Source organism: Achromobacter sp. UMC46 (assembly GCF_014170335.1).
Lineage (GTDB): Bacteria > Pseudomonadota > Gammaproteobacteria > Burkholderiales > Burkholderiaceae_B > Achromobacter.
Genome location: NZ_LZZS01000014.1, coordinates 147,695 through 168,285, shown reverse-complemented (window position 1 = coordinate 168,285; position 20,591 = coordinate 147,695). Strand labels below are relative to the sequence as shown.

At 63.3% G+C, this 20,591-nt stretch carries 13 protein-coding genes and 1 tRNA gene; 7 read left to right on the top strand and 7 right to left on the bottom strand.

The window, feature by feature from the left end:
* Positions 1-158: 158 nt before the first annotated feature.
* The 6 genes from A9973_RS14045 (at position 159) to A9973_RS14020 (ending at position 10,935) form a co-directional block, all read left to right on the top strand.
* Positions 159-1,247, top strand: coding sequence for a methionine ABC transporter ATP-binding protein (locus A9973_RS14045; RefSeq protein ID WP_183014369.1), 1,089 nt, complete (start codon positions 159-161; stop codon positions 1,245-1,247).
* Positions 1,204-1,857: a methionine ABC transporter permease gene (locus A9973_RS14040; RefSeq protein WP_057287106.1), complete on the top strand. Its 654-nt coding sequence runs from the start codon at positions 1,204-1,206 to the stop codon at positions 1,855-1,857. Before A9973_RS14045 ends, A9973_RS14040 begins: the two co-directional genes overlap by 44 nt.
* 56 nt (positions 1,858-1,913) lie before the next feature.
* On the top strand, positions 1,914-2,711 hold the full coding sequence (locus A9973_RS14035; protein ID WP_006217501.1) for a MetQ/NlpA family ABC transporter substrate-binding protein: 798 nt from the start codon (positions 1,914-1,916) through the stop codon (positions 2,709-2,711).
* 160 nt (positions 2,712-2,871) lie between these two features.
* A tRNA-Lys gene (locus A9973_RS14030) sits at positions 2,872-2,947 on the top strand.
* A gap of 372 nt (positions 2,948-3,319) precedes the next feature.
* Positions 3,320-10,240: an autotransporter outer membrane beta-barrel domain-containing protein gene (locus A9973_RS14025; RefSeq protein ID WP_183014368.1), complete on the top strand. Its 6,921-nt coding sequence runs from the start codon at positions 3,320-3,322 to the stop codon at positions 10,238-10,240.
* A gap of 500 nt (positions 10,241-10,740) precedes the next feature.
* Positions 10,741-10,935 carry a hypothetical protein gene (locus tag A9973_RS14020; protein WP_183014367.1) on the top strand — a complete coding sequence of 65 codons (195 nt, stop codon included), beginning with the start codon at positions 10,741-10,743 and terminating at the stop codon, positions 10,933-10,935.
* A gap of 89 nt (positions 10,936-11,024) precedes the next feature.
* Here the strand turns inward: A9973_RS14020 and A9973_RS14015 are convergent, their stop codons facing one another.
* The 7 genes from A9973_RS14015 to A9973_RS13985 all read right to left on the bottom strand — a co-directional run bounded on the left by A9973_RS14015 (position 11,025) and on the right by A9973_RS13985 (position 19,691).
* Positions 11,025-13,898 (bottom strand): autotransporter outer membrane beta-barrel domain-containing protein, encoded by a 2,874-nt coding sequence (locus A9973_RS14015; protein ID WP_183014366.1) that lies wholly within the window; start codon positions 13,896-13,898, stop codon positions 11,025-11,027.
* A 382-nt stretch (positions 13,899-14,280) separates the two neighbouring features.
* The gene (locus A9973_RS14010) at positions 14,281-15,102 is read right to left on the bottom strand and encodes a hypothetical protein (RefSeq protein WP_183014365.1); all 822 of its coding nucleotides are present in this window, start codon (positions 15,100-15,102) and stop codon (positions 14,281-14,283) included.
* 111 nt (positions 15,103-15,213) lie between these two features.
* Positions 15,214-15,501 carry a ClpX C4-type zinc finger protein gene (locus A9973_RS14005; RefSeq protein ID WP_183014364.1) on the bottom strand — a complete coding sequence of 96 codons (288 nt, stop codon included), beginning with the start codon at positions 15,499-15,501 and terminating at the stop codon, positions 15,214-15,216.
* Positions 15,502-15,654: 153 nt separating this feature from the next.
* Positions 15,655-17,271, bottom strand: a complete 1,617-nt coding sequence (locus A9973_RS14000) for a methyl-accepting chemotaxis protein (RefSeq protein ID WP_183014363.1) — start codon at positions 17,269-17,271, stop codon at positions 15,655-15,657.
* Between the two features lie 191 nt (positions 17,272-17,462).
* Positions 17,463-18,389: a LysR family transcriptional regulator gene (locus tag A9973_RS13995; RefSeq protein ID WP_183014362.1), complete on the bottom strand. Its 927-nt coding sequence runs from the start codon at positions 18,387-18,389 to the stop codon at positions 17,463-17,465.
* Between the two features lie 445 nt (positions 18,390-18,834).
* Complete coding sequence (locus A9973_RS13990) at positions 18,835-19,254, bottom strand: hypothetical protein (RefSeq protein WP_183014361.1); 420 nt, start codon at positions 19,252-19,254, stop codon at positions 18,835-18,837.
* A complete protein-coding gene (locus tag A9973_RS13985; protein WP_183014360.1) occupies positions 19,251-19,691 on the bottom strand; it encodes a transcriptional repressor in 441 nt (146 codons plus the stop codon). The genes A9973_RS13990 and A9973_RS13985 overlap by 4 nt, the downstream gene beginning before the upstream one ends.
* A 108-nt stretch (positions 19,692-19,799) precedes the next feature.
* Between A9973_RS13985 and A9973_RS13980 the strand changes: the two genes are divergently transcribed.
* The gene (locus A9973_RS13980) at positions 19,800-20,576 is read left to right on the top strand and encodes an AraC family transcriptional regulator (protein ID WP_183014359.1); all 777 of its coding nucleotides are present in this window, start codon (positions 19,800-19,802) and stop codon (positions 20,574-20,576) included.
* The last annotated feature ends 15 nt before the right edge of the window (positions 20,577-20,591 follow it).

The following is a 20,591-nucleotide window of genomic DNA, read 5'->3' as shown; positions in this document are numbered from 1 at the left end:
CCCTTTACGCCTTTTACCCGGCACCCGATTGCAGGATTCGAGATAGGCCCTGTCGGCCTGCCCTCAGGCGGCCACGGCGTTCTATATTACTTATAGTTATAGAAAATGGAAAAAACGGTCGTTCTCTTCAGAAGAGAAAAGATACAAAATCGCTTGCCATGATTCACATCGAGAACCTATCCAAGACCTATGCCACGCCGCATGGAGAATTCCAGGCGCTGCGAGGCATCAACCTGCAAATCGAGCAGGGCGAGGTCTTCGGCATCATCGGCCCCAGCGGGGCCGGTAAAAGCACGCTGGTCCAGTGCATCAATTTGCTGGAGCGCCCCAACGAAGGCACGATCACCATCGGCGGGCAGCCGCTTACCGGCCTGAACGAAGCGCAGTTGCGCGGCCAGCGCCGTCGCATCGGCATGGTGTTCCAGGGGTTCAACCTGCTGTCGCGCCGCACCGTCTACGGCAACGTGGCCCTGCCGCTGGAGATCGCCGGCGTGGCCAAGGCCGAGATCCCGGCCCGCGTGGAGCGCCTGCTGGCGCTGGTGGGCCTGGAGCATCTGCGCGACCGCTACCCCAGCCAGATCAGCGGCGGCCAGAAGCAGCGCGTAGGCATTGCGCGCGCGCTGGCCAACAACCCCGACGTGCTGCTCAGCGATGAAGCCACGTCCGCGCTGGACCCGGAAACCACGCACAACATCCTGGCGCTGCTGCGCGACATCAACCGCAAGACCGGCGTGACCGTCGTGATGATCACGCACCAGATGGAAGTCGTGCGCGAAGTCTGCGACCGCGTCGCCGTGCTGTCGCAAGGCGAAGTGGTGGAAGTGGGCAGCACGCGTGAAGTGTTCGCGCAGCCGCGCCATGACGTCACGCGCGGCATGGTGTCGGCCGCTACCGCCTCCGACCTGACCGACGCCACGCTGGCCGCCGTCAAGGAACGCATCGCCGCGCTGGCCGCCGCCAAGCCTGGCCAGGCCGTGCGCCTGCTGCGCCTGTCGTTGACCGGCACGGACGCGTCGGGGTCCTTCCTGTCGGACCTGTCCAAGCAGTATTCGCTGGACGTGGGGCTGGTTCAGGCCCGCGTCGAAGACATCCAGGGCGTGGCCGTGGGCACGTTGTTCGTGCTGGCCCAGGGCGCGCCCGCCGCGGTCAAGGACGCGATCGCCGCGTTGACCGCCCGTGACATTACCGTTGAAGAAATAGCTCATGAGTCCGCAACTGATCGATCTGCTTATTACGTCGCTGCTTGACACCCTGCTGATGGTGGGCGTGGCCAGCGCCATCGCGGTGGTGATCGGCATTCCGCTGGGCGTGACGCTGACGGTGACCGCGCGCGGCAACATGCTGGAGAACCAGCCCGTCAACCACGTGTTGGGCGCCGTCATCAACGCCACCCGCTCGGTGCCGTTCGTGATCCTGATGGTCGCCATCATTCCGTTCACGCGCCTGGTCGCGCAGACCTCCATCGGCACGACGGCTGCCATCGTGCCGTTGTCGGTGGCCGCGATTCCGTTCATGGCCCGCATCGCGGAGAACGCCATGCGCGAAGTCGACCCGGGCCTGATCACCGCGGCGCGCGCCATGGGCGCATCGCCGATGCAGATCATCATGAAGGTGCTGCTGCCCGAGGCTTTGCCGGGCCTGATCGCCGCCACCATCGTCACGGTCGTCAGCCTGATCGGCTATTCGGCGATGGCCGGCGCCATCGGCGGCGGTGGCCTGGGCGACCTGGCGATCCGCTACGGGTATCAACGTTTCCAATCGGACGTCATGGCTGCGGTCGTGATCGTGCTGATCGTCCTGGTCCAGGCGATTCAAAGCCTCGGCGACCGCTTCGTGCGCCGCATGTCGCATCGCTGAGCGCAACGGCGCCTATTCGTTTTTCTCTCTACATCCGTTATTCGGGATATCGCAACATGAGCATCAAGGTTTTGAAGTCGCTGGCCGCGTTCGCCCTGGGCGCCGCCGTTTTCGCCCAGCCCGCGCTGGCTCAGGACAAGCCGTTGAAGGTCGGCGTCACCGCCGGCCCGCACGCCCAGATCTTTGATGTGGTCAAGGCGGAAGCCGCCAAGCAGGGCCTGAACATCCAGATCATCGAATTCACCGACTACGTGCAGCCCAACGTGGCGCTGGCAGCCGGCGACCTGGACGTCAACAGCTACCAGCACCAGCCCTACCTGGACAACGCCAACGCCGACCGCGGCTACAAGCTGGTCAGCATCGCCAAGACCGTGATCTTCCCGATCGGCATCTACAGCAAGAAGATCAAGTCGCTGGCCGAACTGAAGGACGGCGCCCGCATCGCGCTGCCGAACGACCCGACCAACGGCGGCCGCGCCCTGTTGCTGCTGCAAGCCAATGGCCTGATCAAGCTGCGTCCGGAAGCGGGTCTGAAGGCGACCCCGATCGACGTCGTCGAGAACAAGAAGAAGCTGCGCTTCATCGAACTGGACGCCGCCCAGTTGCCGCGTTCGCTGGACGACACCGACGCGTCGGCCATCAACACCAACTTCGCGCTGGAAGCCGGCCTGAACCCGACCAAGGACGCCATCGCCCAGGAGTCGCCGGATTCGCCGTACGCCAACGTGCTGGTCGTGCGTGAAAAAGACAAGGACCGCGCCGACTTCGCCAAGCTGGTCAGCATCTACCACAGCCCGGCAGTCAAGCAGTTCATCGAGACCAAGTACAAGGGCGCCGTGGTGGCCGCCTGGTAATTCCAGGGGTATCCGCATCCAGGAACGGCCGCCGCGTGCGGCCGTTTTTCATGGGCGGCGGGAAGGGATGCTGGACGGGCGACAAGGGGCCGGTCAACGCGGTCCAAGCCAAACTTTTTGACAAGTCTGAGAAAATCCGCCATAATTTCTGGCTTCGGTCGGGCTGATAGCTCAGTCGGTAGAGCAGCGGACTTTTAATCCGTTGGTCGCGAGTTCGAGTCTCGCTCAGCCCACCACCCCCGCTTTTTCACGAAGGCGGTAAGAGAATCAAGCACCAGCGAGTGATCGCGGTGCTTTTTTTTCGTCTGTAGGGAATGCGGCTTCGGATGCAACGTCCGAGAAGAACGCCGTCCACTCGCCCGGCAAGTGCGGCCCTCTGAATACTCCACACCCCACACCCCATGCGCATCCCCCTACGCGGACGGCATCAATTGAGGAAATTTCCCCCCCCTGTTGGATCCGTTTCCTAGTCCTCCCAGGGCTCGAAAGGACGATTCTTACCACGATGGCTGCCTATCTGTCGGCCACGAGGGCGCTAGGTGCGCCGGTCTTCAAGCCTCGCGAGGGCTCAGCAAGATCCGTAATTTCTTCCGTAAATTGGGGCGGCAATGAATAAGGTCTATCGGTGCATTTTCAATGAATCAACCCGCACGTGGGTTGCGGTGGCAGAGTTTGCGAAGAGCCATGGCAAAGGTGGGACGCGATCTGTCTTGAGTAAGACGGGCGTCGCGCTGGTTGTTGCAAACCTGTCGGCTGCTGCCGGCTATGCCGCGGTGATACCGAATTTCGACCCCATCAATTGTGACGGCGCCGCCTGCGCAACCACCGTGTCGGGCGGCGCGACGCTGACGCTGACCGGTTCGGGCACGCAGATTCCATTTGGCCAGTCAGGCGCCTCGACCACCACGGCTGGCGCGCTATACGCGGCAGGCAAAGTGGTAGTGGGCGGGCAGTATGTGAATCCGGCAGACCCCGCCTCGCTCAAGATCAATGTGGGCTTCAAGTCGGTGAACCTGGCCGTGCCGGACCCTATTGTGGGCGGCATCAGCACCATGGCCGTCTACGACAACGCGAATTTCTCCGACTCTTCGTTGGCGAGCACCCAAGTCGCCTTGAATACCCCTGTTAATGGCAATCAGTACATCGGCACGCGTATTGGCGGCGTCGACGCCACCGGCGGGACGCTGAATGTCAATATCGGCACAGCAGGTCCCACGGACTCGGCGGCCAACCTGATTAGCATGGCGGTCAAAGACGCCTCGCTGTTCAAGGCGGATGGCAGTGGCGGCGTCAACAGCACGATTGTTTGGCAAGGCACCAACCGGGTTCAGCTGGGCGATCTGACCACGCAGGCCACGCCGGGAGGGACGACGTCAACGTTGCAGACTTTTGCGTATAAGGGCTCTTTCCTGGCGTTCGATGGGTCAAGCCACAGCGTCAACAATGCGGCGGACCTGCGGGCCTACAACAGCTTTCTTATCGGCAAATTGCAATCCGGCGCGTTAAGTCCATCGGGCTATGACGCCGCGTTCAATTTTGCCTATACCACTTCCTACCAACAGGTCGCCTACCTGAATGGCCCATCGGACTTGACCGATGAAGTCTATGCACCGATCGGCAATCGGGCAGTGATCGAGGCGTCGGGCGCGAAGGCGCTGGGGCGAATCGACGCGGGCGCAAGGATTGACGCTGTCGGCGTCAACGCAACCGGCTCGTATGTCGGCGCAGTGATGTTGGCCAACAATGGGGGCGCGGTCGTCAACCAAGGCGCGTTGTCGACGATGCGGGGCCAGGGCGTCTCGTATGCAATGTACGCGGCAAGCAATTCAACGGCTTCCAATCAAGGCGTGGTCAACCTGGGGTACTTGGCCGGATCGACGGGTAACGTCAATCCCCGGACTCCTGTGGTGAACAGTTCGTTGGACTATGGCATGCGGGCGGCGGGGAGCGCATCGGCAATCAGCAACGCGGCTAATGGCATCATCAATATCGGTGGGCCTGGCGCCGTCGGCATGATTGTCGATAGCGGTAATGCCGGAACGAACGCCGGCATTCTGAATGTGGGCGTAGGAGAAATATCGGACTCGACCTCTTCGGCCGGTACCGCCACGACGGGTGTCAAGACCGCCGGCACGTTTACCAATGCCGTCGGAAGCACGATCTATCTTGGCCGCGGCCCGCAGTACAACCAGAGCGCTCCGGAGGCGGCTTCCGACGTGCGCAGCAATGGCACGTCCCTGGTGGGGGTCAATGTCACGGGCACGGGCACGCTGAACAACGCAGGCACCATTACCATCGGCTCGCTGACACAGGGCAGCAAAGGCATTTTTGTAAACCTCGGCACGGGTTCGGTGACGAACGCCGCAACAGGCATCATCAACGTCAACGGCCGCGCCTCGGCGATCCCGCTTGAGAACGACGCCATCCTGGCAACCGACGCCGCGAACGTCTCCAACGCGGGCGTGATCAATTTGAACGGTGTCAACAGCGTCGGCCTGAAGGTCAATACCAGCGTTCCGACTCGGACCTCGCAGGGTACGAACAGCGGCATCATCAATGTGGCTGGCGGCGCCGACCCCGCGTCGGGAACGCGCAACTACGGCATTTGGTCGGAGGGGGTAGGCGCCACGGCCGCGCTCTCTAACGGCGAGGTGAATTTGGCGGGCGATGGCGCAATTGGTGTGCATGCCCGCAATTCAGGAAAGATCAATGTGACCGGCGGCAGTGTCAATTTCGTGTCCGGAAAGAAGCAAATCGGTTTTTTCGCGTATGGCAGCGGCGCGATGGTGAATATCAACAGTGCGCCCGTCACCGGGCTGAACGTTTCGACGCAAGGCTCGACGCTGTTCCGCATCGAAGACGGCGCCAAGATCAACAACAATGCCGGCGCTCCGCTGATTGCGTCGGGCAAGGACTCGACGGTTCTTCAGGTGACGGGTGTCGGGTCGTCGGCGAACCTGGATTCGCTGAACATTCTTCTTTCTGGCCAAGGGGCGACGGCGATCAAGGTCGAGGGGGGCGCAACAGGTCAGATGAGCGGCGCTGCGGCACTGACGTTGAGCGACGGCGCCACCATCGCGGTGGTGGACAACACCAAGTACGACTTATCGGGCAACGCGATCGCGACTGCCTTGTCGACCTTCACCAATAGCGCGCCAATCAATGTGCTGACGGCGCAAAACGTCACTGCATTCGTCGTAAAGAACGGCGCCAAGCTGATCAACGCCGGCAATATTCACCTGTCCGACGGGACGGGTATTGAAGTACAGGGCGCGGGTTCGTCGATCGAGGCCAATGGCAGCGGCGTACGCGGAACCATCACGGTCGACGATGGCGTGGCCGGCATTTACACCCACGCTGGCGCCCAATTGACGATCAACGACACCATCACGGTCAATAACGGCGCAGCGGGTGTGCTGATTGGCGCGGACGCTGGAAAAATCACAGTGGGTCCGGCCACGCACATTACCGGCTTGGGCGGTTCCTACGGCACACTGGTGTTGAACCGCGCCGCCGCGGGTAGCGCATTGGTGGACGGCGCCACGCTGGAGATGCAAGGCTCGGGCTCCGCGCTGCTGTCAACCAGCAACCTGGATGCCGCGTCGCATGGCCACATCATTGTCTCCAGCAATGTCGGCGGCAAGGGCGTATCCCTGTCCCGAGAGGACGGCGGCTTGTCCAACGGCAGCCTGGCGCTGGGGGCCGGCTGGAATATCGATGTGTCCGGCAACGGTAGCGGGGTGTACGCCAATACCACCGGCGATCTGTCGCTGGCGGGCACACAGATGTCGATTACGGGTTCGCAAGCGGCAACGGGCGTGCGGATCGATAGCGCCAACAATGTGACGATTGGTGCAGGAACCGTGCTTCAGACCGGTAACGCCAACGCTACGCTGGTGGCGGGCAATCCGCGCGTGCTGACCAATGCCGGGACCTTGACCGCAGCCAGCGTCAACGCCAAGGCCGTGGCACTCGATGACAGCGGCCACGCCTTTGTCAACGACAGCACCGGCGCTATCACGGGTCTGGTCGCCTTGGGAAATGGCACCAACACGGCGCTGCTCAAGAGCGGGTCCGTATTGAACGGCACGCTGGCCGGCGGTACCGGGCAAGATACGTTTACGGTGCGGAACAACGCAGGCTTCACGTCCGTGGACGGCGGCGTGGGCGTCGGCGACAAGCTGATCTTTGACGCCGCGAACTATACGTATAACGACCCGAACGCCATCCTGCGCTTTGAAACCGTGCAACTGTCGAATAACTCGACCCTGACGCTGAAGCAGGCGCTGATGGCTTCCGACACGGGCACCGACACCAACACGGTCGCTGTGGACGCGGGCAGCACGCTGGCCGTGGCGCCTGCAACCGGTTCGTTCATGCTGAACAATCGCGTGCAGGGCGCGGGTACCGTCACGACCAACACGACGGGCAATGCGTTCGCTTTCGGAGCCGGCAACGCCGCCGCTACGGGCACCAGTTTCACGGGCACCCTGGCGCTGGGCGCCAGCACCTTCTTGCTGGGCGGCGACAATACCGCCGCACTCAAGAATGCGACGCTTCAAGCGGGCGCTGGCAGCGTGACGAGCGTGGCGGATGGCGTACAGCAAATCGGCGGGCTGAAATTCAGCGGAGGGACGGTGGTTTTCAACGCCTCCTTGCCGGATTCGACGGTTGCCGCAAGCACGATAAAGACGGCGGTACTGGATGCCAGTGGAACCGGGAACGTGCGCATCACGGTGCCTGCACCCTATGTCCCCAGCGCGCCAGGGACGCCGAACACGGCGAATCTGTTGACGCAGGACGACGGCAACATCGGCGTGAAGCTGGTTGCCGCAACGACCACAGTCGGCAGCGGCGGTGCCCTGGTGCTGCAAGACCAGACAGGAAACGCTATCTCTGCGGCAAAAAGCGTGGACATTGCTCAAGGCGGCGGCACGGTCGCCACGGGCACCTACGATTTCGGTGTGACCACGGCACCGGGCGATGGTTTGTACGTGAACTATGGCCTGAAGCAACTGGCACTGCAGAACGGCAAGACCTTGATGTTGGCGCAAGATGCCGGGGCGACGGGCGCCGCGGCCGACATGTCGGCCAAGATCATCGGGTCGGGTAACCTGGCTATCAATGCGGGGAGCGGCATCGTGTCGCTGTCCAATACCACTAACAGCTATACGGGCGACACCAGCGTGGTGGCAGGCACATTGCGCCTGGATGCGAATGGCGCGATGGGTGCCACTGATGTGCTTCATCTGGCGAACGCGTCGGCGCTGGATGTGAATGGCAAAACCCAGGCTATCGGTTCGCTGGATGGCCAGTCGGGCTCCGTGCTGGATGTGCATGGCGGTTCGCTGACCATCCTCGCGGGCGGGGCCTCTGCAGGCTCGCTGACCGGAGCCGGCTCTCTGAATCTGGCGGGCGGCACGTTGGCGGTCAATGGCGGAAATGCCGGACTAAGCACAACAACCTCCATTCTTAGCGGGGCTGCGGCCGTGCTGGACCACGTGGCCGGATTGGGCTCGGGCGCGATCGCCGCAGCCGGTTCACTGGAGCTGAAGGGCGCGGCCGGCACGCTCGTGAACGCCATTAGCGGCGCGGGTGATGTTGTCCTGAGCAATGCCGCGCAAGTGAAGGCATCGGGCGACAACACCAACTTCTCGGGGACTTTCAAGACCAATAGCGCAACGGTTCTGACCGTTGAACGCGCAGCGAACCTGGGGACCGCCGCCGTGGCCAACGGCGGGGCACTCGTGGTGGATACGGCTAGCGACTGGACGCTGGGCAATGCGGTGTCTGGCACGGGCGATGTGCTCAAGCGTGGCGCAGGCGTGCTCACGGCCGGCAACGGCTTGACCTATACGGGCTCGACGTTCGTGCAGGCAGGCACGCTGGTGGTCGGTGATCCGGCAAACCTTGGCGCCACGCTGGGCGGTGCTGGCGCGGGAGCGGTGAACGTCTTCGCCGGTGCCACCTTGGGCGGGGCAGGCATGGTCAACGGCAACGTCGTGAACAACGGAACGGTCAGCGCCTTGAATGCCATGGCGGGTATGTCCGCGCAGCCCGCCAGCACGTTCACGCTTGCCAACGGTCTTGTCAATAATGGCAACGTGAACCTGGCAGGTGGCTCGATCGGCAATGCGCTGGCGGTCAAAGGTGGCTACACGGGTAATGGCGGCACGCTGACCTTGAACACCTATATGGGCGGTGACAGTTCGGCGACAGACAAGCTGGTGGTGGATGGTGGCCAGGCTACGGGTGATACCGGCCTTGTAATCAAACATGCCGGCGGCAGCGGCGCGCAGACCGTCCAAGGCATCCGCCTGGTCGAGACCCGCAATGGCGCCGGGACCACGGCAGACGCATTCCGTCTGGATGCGCGATCGGACGGTTATCGCCAAGGCGTGGGCACGATCGCGGCTGGCGCTTATGACTACCGCTTGGCGCGGGGCGGCAATGGCGGCAACGTGCAGGACTGGTATCTGGTTTCCAAGACCGAGGACGCGCCGGTCCCGCCCGTTCCGCCGACACCTCCGGGCCCCGCGCCCGATCCGGATCCGGGTACTCCGGTCCAGCCGGTGACGCCAAGCTACCGCCCGGAGGTGGGCGCGTACTTGAACAACCAGCTGGCCGCCACCACGATGCAATACCACACGTTGCGGGATCGGCAAGGGCAGGCGCCGAATGCAATCGGCGGTGAAGGCGCGCCTGACGCGTCAAGCTGGCTGCGCATCTCTGGCGGGCAAGACAGCCGCAATGGCGTGGGTTCCATCAAGGATCGTTCCAACAGCAATCTGATCCACGGCGGCAGCGATGTGCTGCGGCTCAATGTGGGCAAGGAAGGCTCCCTGCGTATGGGTGCCATGGCGTCTTATGGCACCAGCAGCAGCACGGCGCGCAGCAGCGGGTTGGAGGCTGGCGGCAAAGTGGAAGGCTATAACGTCGGCGTATACGGAACGTGGTATGGCCATCAGGACATGATCAGTGGCCCGTACGTGGACACTTGGGCGATGTTGGGCCGGTATGACAACTCGGTCAACGGTCAAGGCCTTGAAAAAGAGAAGTACCGTTCCCGCGCCGCGACAACCTCGGTCGAATCCGGCTACTCGTTCAAGATCTATGAGAACGGGGCTCGGCAGCTGTATATACAGCCGCAAGCCCAAGCGATCCTGTCGAACTACCGGGCCGACGATCACACCGAGAATACCGGAACGAAGGTGACGGGGCAGTCCCAAACCAGTGTCACAACGCGCGTAGGCGTGCGCTTGCAAGGCAACATCGACGACGATCACGGCATGTCCAAGATGCGTCCTTTTGCCGAAGTGAACTGGTGGAACGGCCCTTCTTCCCAGCGGGCAAGTTTCGACGGCGAAGTGGTCCGCGAACAGTTGCCTGCCAACCGGGTGGAACTCAAAGCCGGGGTGCAGGGGAACGTGACCAAGGCGGTAAGCCTATACGGCAGCCTGGGGCTGGAAGCGGGTAGCAACAACTACACGGGCGCTCGCGGCCAGATCGGCGTGAAGTACTCCTGGTAGCCGCCGGCTAGTCATGGGCGACAGGGTCAAGACGGTTTGCGGTCTTGACCCTGTTTCAGTTCAGCGATGATGAAAGACGAAAGCCAAATGCCTAACTTACTTTTGCTGCGCGCGTCTGATACTGCAAGGCCTCGTTCTGGGCCTTGAGCAGTTGCCACGGTTCCACATGCAACGCAATGGCCAGAATGCCGACAGTCCATTCGCACAAGGCGACGTCCCCGTGGTCCAAGGCTGTGAGCGTGACCATATGCATATGGGTGCGGCGGTGCAGTGTCTGTATGGACAACCCGCAATAGTTGCGCCAGGCGCGCAGACTGCTGGAACGACACTCCGCAAGCGCGGTAGACACCGGGCCGGGCAGAGACGCGCCCGCGCTGCACAGGGGACTCGATTGATGGGTGGTCAGCACTGCGGGTTGGGGCAGGCTACGCGGAACGGCACTGGCGCCCTGCGGGTAGCTTGACGCAGGTAGAGCAGGCTGAGGACGAGGAAAAGTGTGCATGATGATTATCCACTGGGAAGTGGGGGCTTGCGATGAATGGGAGTACGCATGGTTAGGCGCGAGCTTGTCGCGCGTAGAAAGGATGGCGGCGGGCGCGATTGCGCTGTGTATGAAATGGCTCAATCCGCTTGGAGAAATTTCCTCTGCCAATCTGCGGTGCGAAGGGCACGAGAGGGCTGCCAACCAAAATTAGAAAGCCCCCAGCAGTCAAACTGCTGGGGGCTTTTCTTTTGGCCTGCCTAGGTCCTGAACAACGGAACAACGCCCCTCAGGGCGTTCTGCTTAGAAGCGCATGGCCAGCTTGAGCAGGCCCGACTGTTGGCGGTTGCCGCCGCCGAACTGCGCGTCGTAGGCGATGCCTGCCGTCGTGTTGCGCGTGATGGCCATTTCGGCGCCCAGGCCCAGCACGGCGGCGTTGCGCGCGATCGGCACGCCGGTCACCGAGAACGTGCTGCCACCGGCGAACGCGAGTTCCTGCCTGGGCTTCACATCGCCCATCGCGTGGCGCCAGCCCAGGGATGCGGTCAGTCGGCCCGGCGCCTGGTCGGAGCCGAATTGCCATGCGCCGCGCAGGCCCAGCGTGGTGGTCGTCACGTCGTCGGAACTTCCCGTTCCGTGCAGCGCGGCCGAGCCTCCCGATTCCTTGAAGTCGCGCGTGCGCAACTGGTTCCAGGCCAGGCCGGCATAGGGTTCGATGGTGTAGGCATCGCCCACCGGCAGGTTGTAGCCCAGTTCGGTGAACACTTGCGTCGACGAGGCGTGATAGGACGATTCAAGCCGCTGATTCAGGCTGCCGGCCGCCACATCGCGTTTCGCCTCGATGTCGTGCCAGGTGTAGGCCGTGCCGGCCATGAAGCGGAGACTGCCCGGGCCAGCCTGGAAGTTCCGACCACCGAAGAGCGTCGCGGTGTAGCTGTCGACATTGGTGCGCGACGACACGTCGGCGATCGAGTTGTGGCTGCCGATATAGCCGACTGCACCGCCCAATCGCCAGCCATTGCCCACCGCGCCGTCGCCGCCGACGAAGAGCCCGCCGGCCGATTGGCTCACGCTGGACGCGTTACCGTCGCCGTTGAACGTGCTCCAGTTGCCGAACGCTTGCGCCCAGACCGGCGATGCGCCGTTTTGCGGCAGCGCGTCAGCCGACGGCGAGCCCAATTGGGCCGTCGGCCGCCCGGCGAGCATCGGCGCGTCCAGGTTGCCGCGCAAATGGTTTAGCGGCAGCGTGCGCACCGTGTCCGCCTGGCTTTGCAGGATGCTGGCGGTGCTGGCGTACGCTTCGCCCGAAAGCATCTTCAATGCCGCGCGCGCTTCGCCCGGCGTCATGGTGAGGACCGCCGCGGTCACCTGGCCGGCGCCCGTGTTATTGGCCGCCGTACTGCCGCTTTCCAGCACAGGCGATTCATTGCCTGCAGCCGAAGATCCGTTGCCGGTTGCCGTTGAGCCATTGCCCGTCGAGGACGATCCGTTGCCCGTGGACGAGGATCCGTTGCCCGTGGACGAGGATCCGTTGCCGGCCGACGAGGAGCCGTTACCGGTTGCCGGAGGCTCTTCCTGATCCAGCGCGCCGCCCACGCTGCTTTCGTTGTCGGTGCCGCCGATGCTGCCGATCGGCACGTCGTTGCGCGTCAGCGTCATGAAGGCGTTTTTCGTGTCGTAGCTGAGCGTCGGGGTCAGGAACGCATACGCGCTGGATGCGCCGGTGAACCTGCCTTGAATGCCGCCGTCCGCCGTCAAGATGTTGTAGGTTGTGCGCGGTGCATAGTTGCCGTCGGGGCCCACGTGCGCGACCGTGCCATCCAGATAGGCCACGCCCGTGACGTGGATACGGTCGCTTGCGCTGCTGGCCGGATCGGCGTGCACGCGATAGACGGTGTTTTCACCGAAGGTGAGGTTGCCGTTGATGGTGAGCGTGCCGATGGGCGAGCCATCATTGCCGGGCGAGACGACCGCGGTCGGGTAGAGCGTGGTGGTGCCCAACTGGCCGACGCCGGCCAGCACGACTTCGCGGCCGATATCGACGGGGCCATTCAACTTGCCGTCGATTTCCAGGGCGCCGTCGGCGATCAGGATGGGGCCGGTCAGGCCGCTGCTGTCGGCGGTCAGGATCACCGAGCCGGGGCCGGTCTTGACGAAGCCTTGCGTGCCTTGCAGGGGGTTGTCGATGATGTCGACGAATTGGCCGGACGCATAGGTGCCGTCGCCCACGACAATGGCCGGCGGGTTGCCGCCGCTGCCGACGAGCGTGATGGGCGCGCCTTGCAGGCGATACCGGTCGGTGGCGAACTGGATGCCCGACACGCGCACCGGGCCGGCGCTGCCGTCCACGTTCACGGTGCCGGCCGTGCCGGTGAAAATGGCGTAGCCGCCATCGGGCAGGGCGCCGGTGGCATTGCTGGCGCTGTTCCAGTTCGTGCTGGCGGCGCTCCAGGTGCCATTGCCGCCGCCTGAACGCGTCGCGGACGCCGCGCCGTTGCCGTTCCACAGGTTGGTCGTGCTTGGGCCCAGGATCAGGTTGATCTGCTTGTCGCCGGTCAGCGTCTGGATGGTCGCTGCGGGCGTGGAGTCGCCGGTGACGGTGCCCAACGACAGGCCGTTGCCGCTCAAGGTGCCGCCATACGACAGGATCCGGTAGTAGCCGGCGTTGGTGCCCAAGGTGTTGACCGAGACGTTCAGCGTCGTGTTGTTGAGCGCGACGTTGCCGCCCACAGTGATGTTGTCGCCGGTGCCCGGTTGCGTAATGGGCAGCCCCGCATAGCCGGTCTCGAACGCGAACACGGCATTGTTCATCGACAGGTTGCCGTTGACGACGAGATTGCCGTTGGAAACCCCGGTCGGCGTGCCGACGGAATACCCCGGCGCGACGCGCGCGTTGCCCGTCACGTTGAGGTCGCCACCGATCGAGCCGAAGCCCGCGACGGTGCCGCCCGATGCCGCATTGACGTTCCCGCCGATCGCAACGCCCGCTCCGCCGCCATTGCCGCCGATCACCACCGTGCCGCCGTTGACATCGATCCCGCCGGGGAAACGGGCCGAGCCGTCAAACACCTGCGTATCGCCCGGCGCAACGGTCAGGTCCGCCGCCGTGACGCCGCCGCAGTAAGTCGTACTGAGCGCGAGCGTCGCCGTCAGCCACTTATTCGTGCCATATCTCAAAACGTGGGTCCTTTATATTTCGATTAATAATTCGATGTCGAAACATTGCTGATTTGCTTCAAAAGTATGGCTAAGTAACAAGCCAATTTGCATGAACGTAATCAGCCGTCGAAAAAAAAGGACGCAATGTAAACCAGTTTTTTTGCAATACCAAGAATTAATAGCGGGATACCATCCAAGCGTCGTAAGGCATTGAAATGGATACCATCCAGTATTTTTTTACCACGCTGATGGATACCATCCAAGTTATATAAATGGCGCGAATTGATACATTCAATAATGTTTATAGATTCGTGGAATAGGGCGCCAGAAATGAAAAACGCCGCTATTGCTAGCGGCGTTTTTCATTCGGGGCGGGCATCAAGCTTGGGGCATTGCCGGGTCAGGGCGGGGAGATCGTCAGTACGGTAGATCCCGAGAATTCACCCGGCTTGACGATGCCCTTGGTGACCAGCGTCGATTTCAAGGAAATGCGGGTAGGTAAACCATTGTCGACCTTGATCAACACGCCGCTTGAGGTCTTTTTTCCGTCAATCGTCAGTTTGGAATACAAGCCTTCGCCTGCCCGCAGCTTGACGCCTAGCGCATCGTCGGCGCCTGTGGTCGCGGTGACGCTGGTTGCTCCCGTGCACGTTAATTGCAGCTGGGTTTCCGCTTCATTGCCGTCAATCGCATCGCTGAAGATCTCGCGATGTTTGATGGTGGTATTTCCCGTAATGTCGCATTGCAATGCCGGCATAGTTACCTTCGCGCACGGGCCACTGGGAGTTACCGCGCCACCGATGCCGGCCCACCGATAGCCGGTGGCGAATGATATGCAGAAAGTGTCCGATAGCGGTGCGCCTTTTCGAACGAGTACAGATCCTCTGTGCGGAATGGAAAATCCGATTTTTTGCATTTCTGCAAAAACCCATTCCATTGTTTGCTGCGGCTTAATTTCCCAATAGCCTTCCGCAGGGGTCATGTACGAATTGTCGCCGGGGGATTGCACCCCGTATATTTGAAGCGTGCAAGATATCGCGGACATGTCGTCGCAGAAATTGCCTCCGCCATCTTTCCAGCTAGTCACGGTGAAATAAAATCTGATTCCCCCGGGTTCGTACTGGCTTTTTGTAGAGGTTATTACCACCGCATATGAAAGGCTTGACAGCGACAGCAGGAAAATAAAAAAGGCGACCCGGTATATATATAAACGCTTGAACATCAATGGCTCCGCCCCAAAAGCAACAGAATATGCGGATCTTTGCTTCCGGGATGCAGGGCGTTACGGCAAGGCTTGTAGGGAATTTCCGAGTGGTGACGTGCCGGACGGCCCCTAAGACAACGTGCGCGTGGCCGTGCCCGACAGTTCATGCAGGCTCAGCCCGCAACTGCGGGCGCGTTCGGACAGGGATTCACTTTGCGCCAGCGCGCGCCGGCTTTCTTCCAGCAGCACATCCAGCTGTTCCTGCAGTGTGGCCGCCATGAGCCAGGCGCGTTCCGCGAACAATTCGGCAAACTGGTCCACGCAGGGCTTGCAGATGGCGGCGCCGTTCTTTTCAAGCAGCGGCGCGCCTTGGGTCAGCGTCGATTGGCAAAAGGTACAGGCGAGTGCACGGTTCATGCGGCGGGCGGCTCATCGTCGGGTTGGCGGGAGGGTGCCTCGGGGAAAGGCGCCTTGCCATAGACAACGGCCATGCGGGCCAACTCTTAAGCCGGCGGAAAGCCCTAGTCCTTCAGGTGTCGGCCAAACGCATGAGCGCCTGGCCGGCGGGGGCTATGCCGCGTAGGCGGGGCGCAGGGCGACCGGGGCCGCCTCGGCCGTCATGTCGATGACGGTTTCGGCCGGCACCTTGAAGAAGGCCGCGGTGGCGGCCAGGCGTTTGGCCTGGTCCTCCAGCGAGGATGCGGCGGCGGCGGCTTGTTCCACCAGCGCGGCGTTCTGCTGGGTCACGTCGTCCATCTGCGTGACGGCGCGGTTGATCTGGTCGATGCCGATGGACTGTTCGGTGGACGCCTCGGTGATCTCGGCCATGATCTGCGTCACGCGCTGCACCGACGTCACGATTTCCTGCATGGTTTCGCCTGCCTGGCGCACCTGGGCCGCGCCGCTGTCCACGTTGCTGGTGGATTGTTCGATCAGGTCCTTGACTTCGCGGGCGGCCTGCGCACTGCGCTGCGCCAACGAGCGGACTTCGCCCGCCACGACGGCAAACCCCTTGCCTTGTTCGCCCGCGCGGGCGGCTTCCACCGCCGCGTTCAGCGCCAGGATGTTGGTCTGGAACGCGATGCCGTCGATGACCGATACGATCTCGGCGATGCGGCGCGAGCTGTCCGAGATGCGCGTCATGGTCGCCACGACCTGATCGACCGCCTGGCCGCCGCGCAGCGCCACGCCCCGGCTTTCGGCCGCCAGCGCGTTGGCCTGGTGGGCGTGTTCGGTGTTCTGCTTCACGGCCGTGGCCAGTTCTTCCATGCTGGCCGCGGTTTCTTCCAGCGAGGCGGCCTGTTCTTCCGTGCGCGACGACAAATTGGTGTTGCCGGACGAGATCTCGGCCGCGCCGGTGTTGATTTCGTTCACGCTGCGGCGCACTTCGGCGACGGTGCGGGTCAGGCTGTCCTGCATGCGTTTGAGCGCGGCGAACAGCACGCCGATCTCGTTCTGCGCCCCGATGGCCACGCGTTGCGTCAGGTCGCCCGACGCGATGCGGTCGAAATGCAAGGCGGCATCCTTCAAGGGCGACAGCACCTGGCGGCTGATGAAGCGCCAGCACCCGGCGGCCAGGACGACCGCCAGGGCCAGCATGATGATCGTGGCCAGTTCGGCCAGGTTGTAGCGTTGGTCGGACGCGTCGTTGATCTGGGCGGCGCGCCGTTCGGTGTGGGCCAGGAAGGCGACGACCCGCTCTTCGAAGCGGGCGTCGGCGGCGCGGGCGTCGGCCAAGGCGATGACATAGTTTTCCGCGGATTGTTTCTGCAGGGCCTCGCCCAGCGCACCGATGCTGCGCACATAGGCGTTGAAGATGCCGTCCAGGTCGGACGTCAGTTTCCGGGCGGCCTCGGTGACCTTCGGCACGCGCTGGAAGGTGGCGTAGCGTTGGCGCGCATCGGCCAGGAACTTGGCGCCCTGGTCCACGCTGGCTTGGGCCTGCGCGCTGCGGCCGGCCTGCACGTCCAGGTAGGCGGCGACCAGCGTGATGCGGGTGCGCAGCAGCAGGACCTGGGTTTCGTAGAGCGGGCGGGTCTGTTCGGTGGCGACGCGGTTCAGGTCGTCGACGGCCTCGTCGGCGGCGCGGGCGAACACCCAGCCCATGCCGGTGGCGCCAGCCAGCGCCAGCACGAACAGGGCCAGGACCGCGAGCAGTCCGGTTCGGATTTTCAGGTTCTTAAGCATGCGAGAAGGCTCCTGCATAAGGCGGCCAGCAGGGCCGGCAGCCGTGATCTAGTGGTAAACCCGCGCCAAATGTAAGTTTGAATTACATTTTTAACAATTGATCATTTTTCACTGGGGCATTCTGGTTTCAGCAACGCGTGGCTGTCCGGGCTTCAAGGCGAAGCCCGGTGCGCGCGGGAGGCCGAGGGCGGTCAGAACAGGGAGGGGGAGTTGCTGCGGATGAAGCGCAGAAAGCGTTGGGCGGCGTCCGGCAGTGGCCGGGAAACATGTGTCTGGACCTGAATCTGTCCGCCGTTGAGCAGCGCGTCGTCCACGGGACGGCAGACGAGCCGGCCCGCGTCCAGGTGCTCGGCGGCCGACAGGCGCGCACACAAGGTCACGGCATCGCCGGTCAGCAGATAGTTGTAGACCGCTTCAGGGTGATTGGAGGTGAAGGCAGGCGACAGGGTGGTGTTGTACAGGCTGGAGGCCATGTCCAACACACGGCGCAAGGCGCTGCCGCCTTCCGGCAACGCCAGCGGATAGGCGGACAGCTGTGTCAAGCGCAGCGGCGTCAAGCGCTGCGCGCCGCTGCCGGCCAAGGGATGGCCCGGACGCATCACCGCGACGATTTCGGCCGGGCGCGCGAAAACCACGGCAATGTCCTTTTCGGCCGCGTGGCTGTAGGTGACGCCGATGTCCGCCTGCGCCGAACGCACGCGTTCCGTGACCAGCCCCGCATCCAGGACGGTCAGGTTGAAGCGCACGGACGGGTACTCGGCCTGGAACGCGGCGAATTTGCGCGGCAGCGCCTGGGCTGCGAAGCCATGCGCGCCGGCAATCTTCACCGTCTGCGTGAATCGGCCGTTCTGCCCGCCGATCTCGGCATAGGTGCGCGCGGCGTCCGCTTCGACCCGGCGCGCATGATCCGCCAGGATGCGGCCCACTTCCGTGACGCGCATGCCCTTGGGGTGGCGTTCGAACAGCTGGTTTTGCAGCCGCTGCTCAAGGCCGGCGATCTGGCGGCTGACGGCGGAACTGACGACGTTCAGGCGCGCGGCCGCCCCATTGACGGACCCGGTGTCGACGACGGTCAGGAAATAACGAAGCGCGGTGCTATCGAATTGGAATCGCTTCATTGATGTGGATGCCGTAAATCTCAATGTCGAGTCCAGGCGGTTGGCAGCCGCAAAAATAGCGCGCGAAAGGCGGATGGCAGTGGAATAGCCGTCCGCCACGGCGTCTTGTGAACGCGCAGGCCAACAGGTACGGACCAGGGAAGCGATGGCGGGTTGCGCCATGGATAGGCCGACAAGCGTCATCCGGAGAGTCCGGCGCGCCAGGACGCCAGCCCCGACATGGCGGGACGGGCGGATGTGCCAGGGGTGGAATTTATTCCAGCTCCACCTTTTGCCACAATCGCAAATTTATCAATATTGCATTCTAATTTCGGCAATCGCAGCGCGCCCCTTCCTACGGCAATGCGGGCCGGGGCCGGAAACGCAGAACGCGCCCGAAGGCGCGTTCGAATACGTGGCGGGCCCGGCGCAATGTCCGAAGCGGACGGGCGCCGGGCCTGGCGGCTTAATCCACGACGAAGCCACCAGGTCCACTGTGGCCCAGCAGTTCGCGCGCGCATTGCATCGCTTCGCCGGAGGTGGCCACCGCCAGGAAGGGCATGCCGAACGCGCGGGCCATTTTTTCGCCCTGCTTGCGGATCTTGTCCAGCGCATCCGTGTCGCGCTCGATGGCGATGAAGGCCCGGCAACGCGCCTTCAGTCGGGGCAGGTTGGTGGTCTGCCATTCGATCATGGCCTTGCGGTCTTCATGGCCGGCCTCTTGGCGCATGTCGGGCACGACCATGACGAAGGTCTGCGGGTTGTCCACCAGTAGTTCCATTTCACGGATCCAGCTGCTCGAATACCCCTTGGGCGCGCCGCCGTGCTTGGCGGTGACGATGGGGAAATGGGACAGGTCATGGAAGAAAAACTGATCGCGGTTCATTCGAATTCTCCGTGGGGATGAGCGGGCGCGCCGGGCTTGCAGCCGCAGCCGCCGTAGAGCACCAGGCTGTAGGAATCCAACGCGAAGCCGGTGCGCTTGGCGATCTTCCTGACCAATTGCGCCATGGCGGGATCGCTGGACTCCAGGATCTGCCCGCAATGCGTGCAGACCAGGTGATCGTGGTGCCCCTTGTCGTTGAGCTCGAACACGGTGGTGTGCGCGTCGAGCTGAGTACGTTTGAGTAGCCCGGCGTCCTCAAGTTGCGTAATCACGCGATAAACCGTCGCCAGGCCGATGCTGCTGCGGTCCGAGATGAGGCTGCGGTAGACGTCCGCCGCGCTCATGTGCTGGTTGGCGCGTTGATAGAAGATGTCCAGGATCTTCAGGCGAGGGAAGGTGGCTTTGATGCCGGCGTCGCGCAGCCGCGTGGTGTCCATGTGAGTTCTCCATTCGGGGGGCTGATGCCCGACTGATGAGAATGATGTACATTTTCAACTGAACCCGCTAACGGGAACCCGTCAACCTGTAGCTCAAACCTGCCAACCATGCTTCATGTGGCTATCGCCACCCCGCGCCCCGACGTGCTGCTGACGCCGTTCAGCGTGCAAGGGCGCCGGGAATCCAAAGGTATCGCGGTGCCCTCGCATGTTCATGACGAGGGCATGCTGGTGCTGGTGCACGAAGGGCTGGTGGTGGTGCAGGCTGGGGCCGATGTCTGGACGGTGATGCCGGGCAGTCTGGGCTGGATCCCGCCGGGCACGCCGCATGGCGCGCGCTGGTTCGGCGATGCGCGCGGTTCCTTCCTGTATGTGCGGCGCGACGTGTGCGACCGGTTGCCGGCGCACTGCCGTTCGTGGCCGTCGTCCAAGCTGATCGAGGCCCTGGTCGACCGCTTTACCAGCAGCCGGGACGGCGAGGTGTCGGACGCCTACCTGGAGCAACTGTTCGAGGTGCTGCTGCAAGAACTCAAGCACCGCGAACATGCGCCCCAACTGTTGCCGATGCCCGTCGACGCGCGCCTGCAGGACCTGGCCCATACGTTGCTGGACACGCCGGACGATACCGCCGGGATCGACGAATGGGCGCAGCGGCTGAACATGTCGTCGCGGACGCTGATGCGCCGGTTCCGGCAGGAAACCGGGGTGACGCTGGGGCAATGGCGGCAGCAGGCCCGCTTGCTGCGCGCGCTGGAAATGCTGAGCCGCGGCGGGTCGGTCACCGAAGCCGCGTTGTCGGTGGGCTATGAAAGCACCAGCGCGTTCATCGGCAGCTTCCGCAGCGCCTTCGGCATGACGCCGACCCGCTACCTGGCGGACCGCTAGCCCGCGCGCGGCGGC

Bases quoted from the DNA above. Each gene is read 5' to 3' on its own strand.
- A9973_RS14045 (WP_183014369.1), top strand. From the start codon at position 159: ATGATTCACATCGAGAACCTATCCAAGACCTATGCCACGCCGCATGGA.
- A9973_RS14040 (WP_057287106.1), top strand. From the start codon at position 1,204: ATGAGTCCGCAACTGATCGATCTGCTTATTACGTCGCTGCTTGACACC.
- A9973_RS14035 (WP_006217501.1), top strand. From the start codon at position 1,914: ATGAGCATCAAGGTTTTGAAGTCGCTGGCCGCGTTCGCCCTGGGCGCC.
- A9973_RS14025 (WP_183014368.1), top strand. From the start codon at position 3,320: ATGAATAAGGTCTATCGGTGCATTTTCAATGAATCAACCCGCACGTGG.
- A9973_RS14020 (WP_183014367.1), top strand. From the start codon at position 10,741: ATGATGATTATCCACTGGGAAGTGGGGGCTTGCGATGAATGGGAGTAC.
- A9973_RS14010 (WP_183014365.1), bottom strand. From the start codon at position 15,102: ATGTTCAAGCGTTTATATATATACCGGGTCGCCTTTTTTATTTTCCTG.
- A9973_RS14005 (WP_183014364.1), bottom strand. From the start codon at position 15,501: ATGAACCGTGCACTCGCCTGTACCTTTTGCCAATCGACGCTGACCCAA.
- A9973_RS14000 (WP_183014363.1), bottom strand. From the start codon at position 17,271: ATGCTTAAGAACCTGAAAATCCGAACCGGACTGCTCGCGGTCCTGGCC.
- A9973_RS13995 (WP_183014362.1), bottom strand. From the start codon at position 18,389: ATGAAGCGATTCCAATTCGATAGCACCGCGCTTCGTTATTTCCTGACC.
- A9973_RS13990 (WP_183014361.1), bottom strand. From the start codon at position 19,254: ATGAACCGCGATCAGTTTTTCTTCCATGACCTGTCCCATTTCCCCATC.
- A9973_RS13985 (WP_183014360.1), bottom strand. From the start codon at position 19,691: ATGGACACCACGCGGCTGCGCGACGCCGGCATCAAAGCCACCTTCCCT.
- A9973_RS13980 (WP_183014359.1), top strand. From the start codon at position 19,800: ATGCTTCATGTGGCTATCGCCACCCCGCGCCCCGACGTGCTGCTGACG.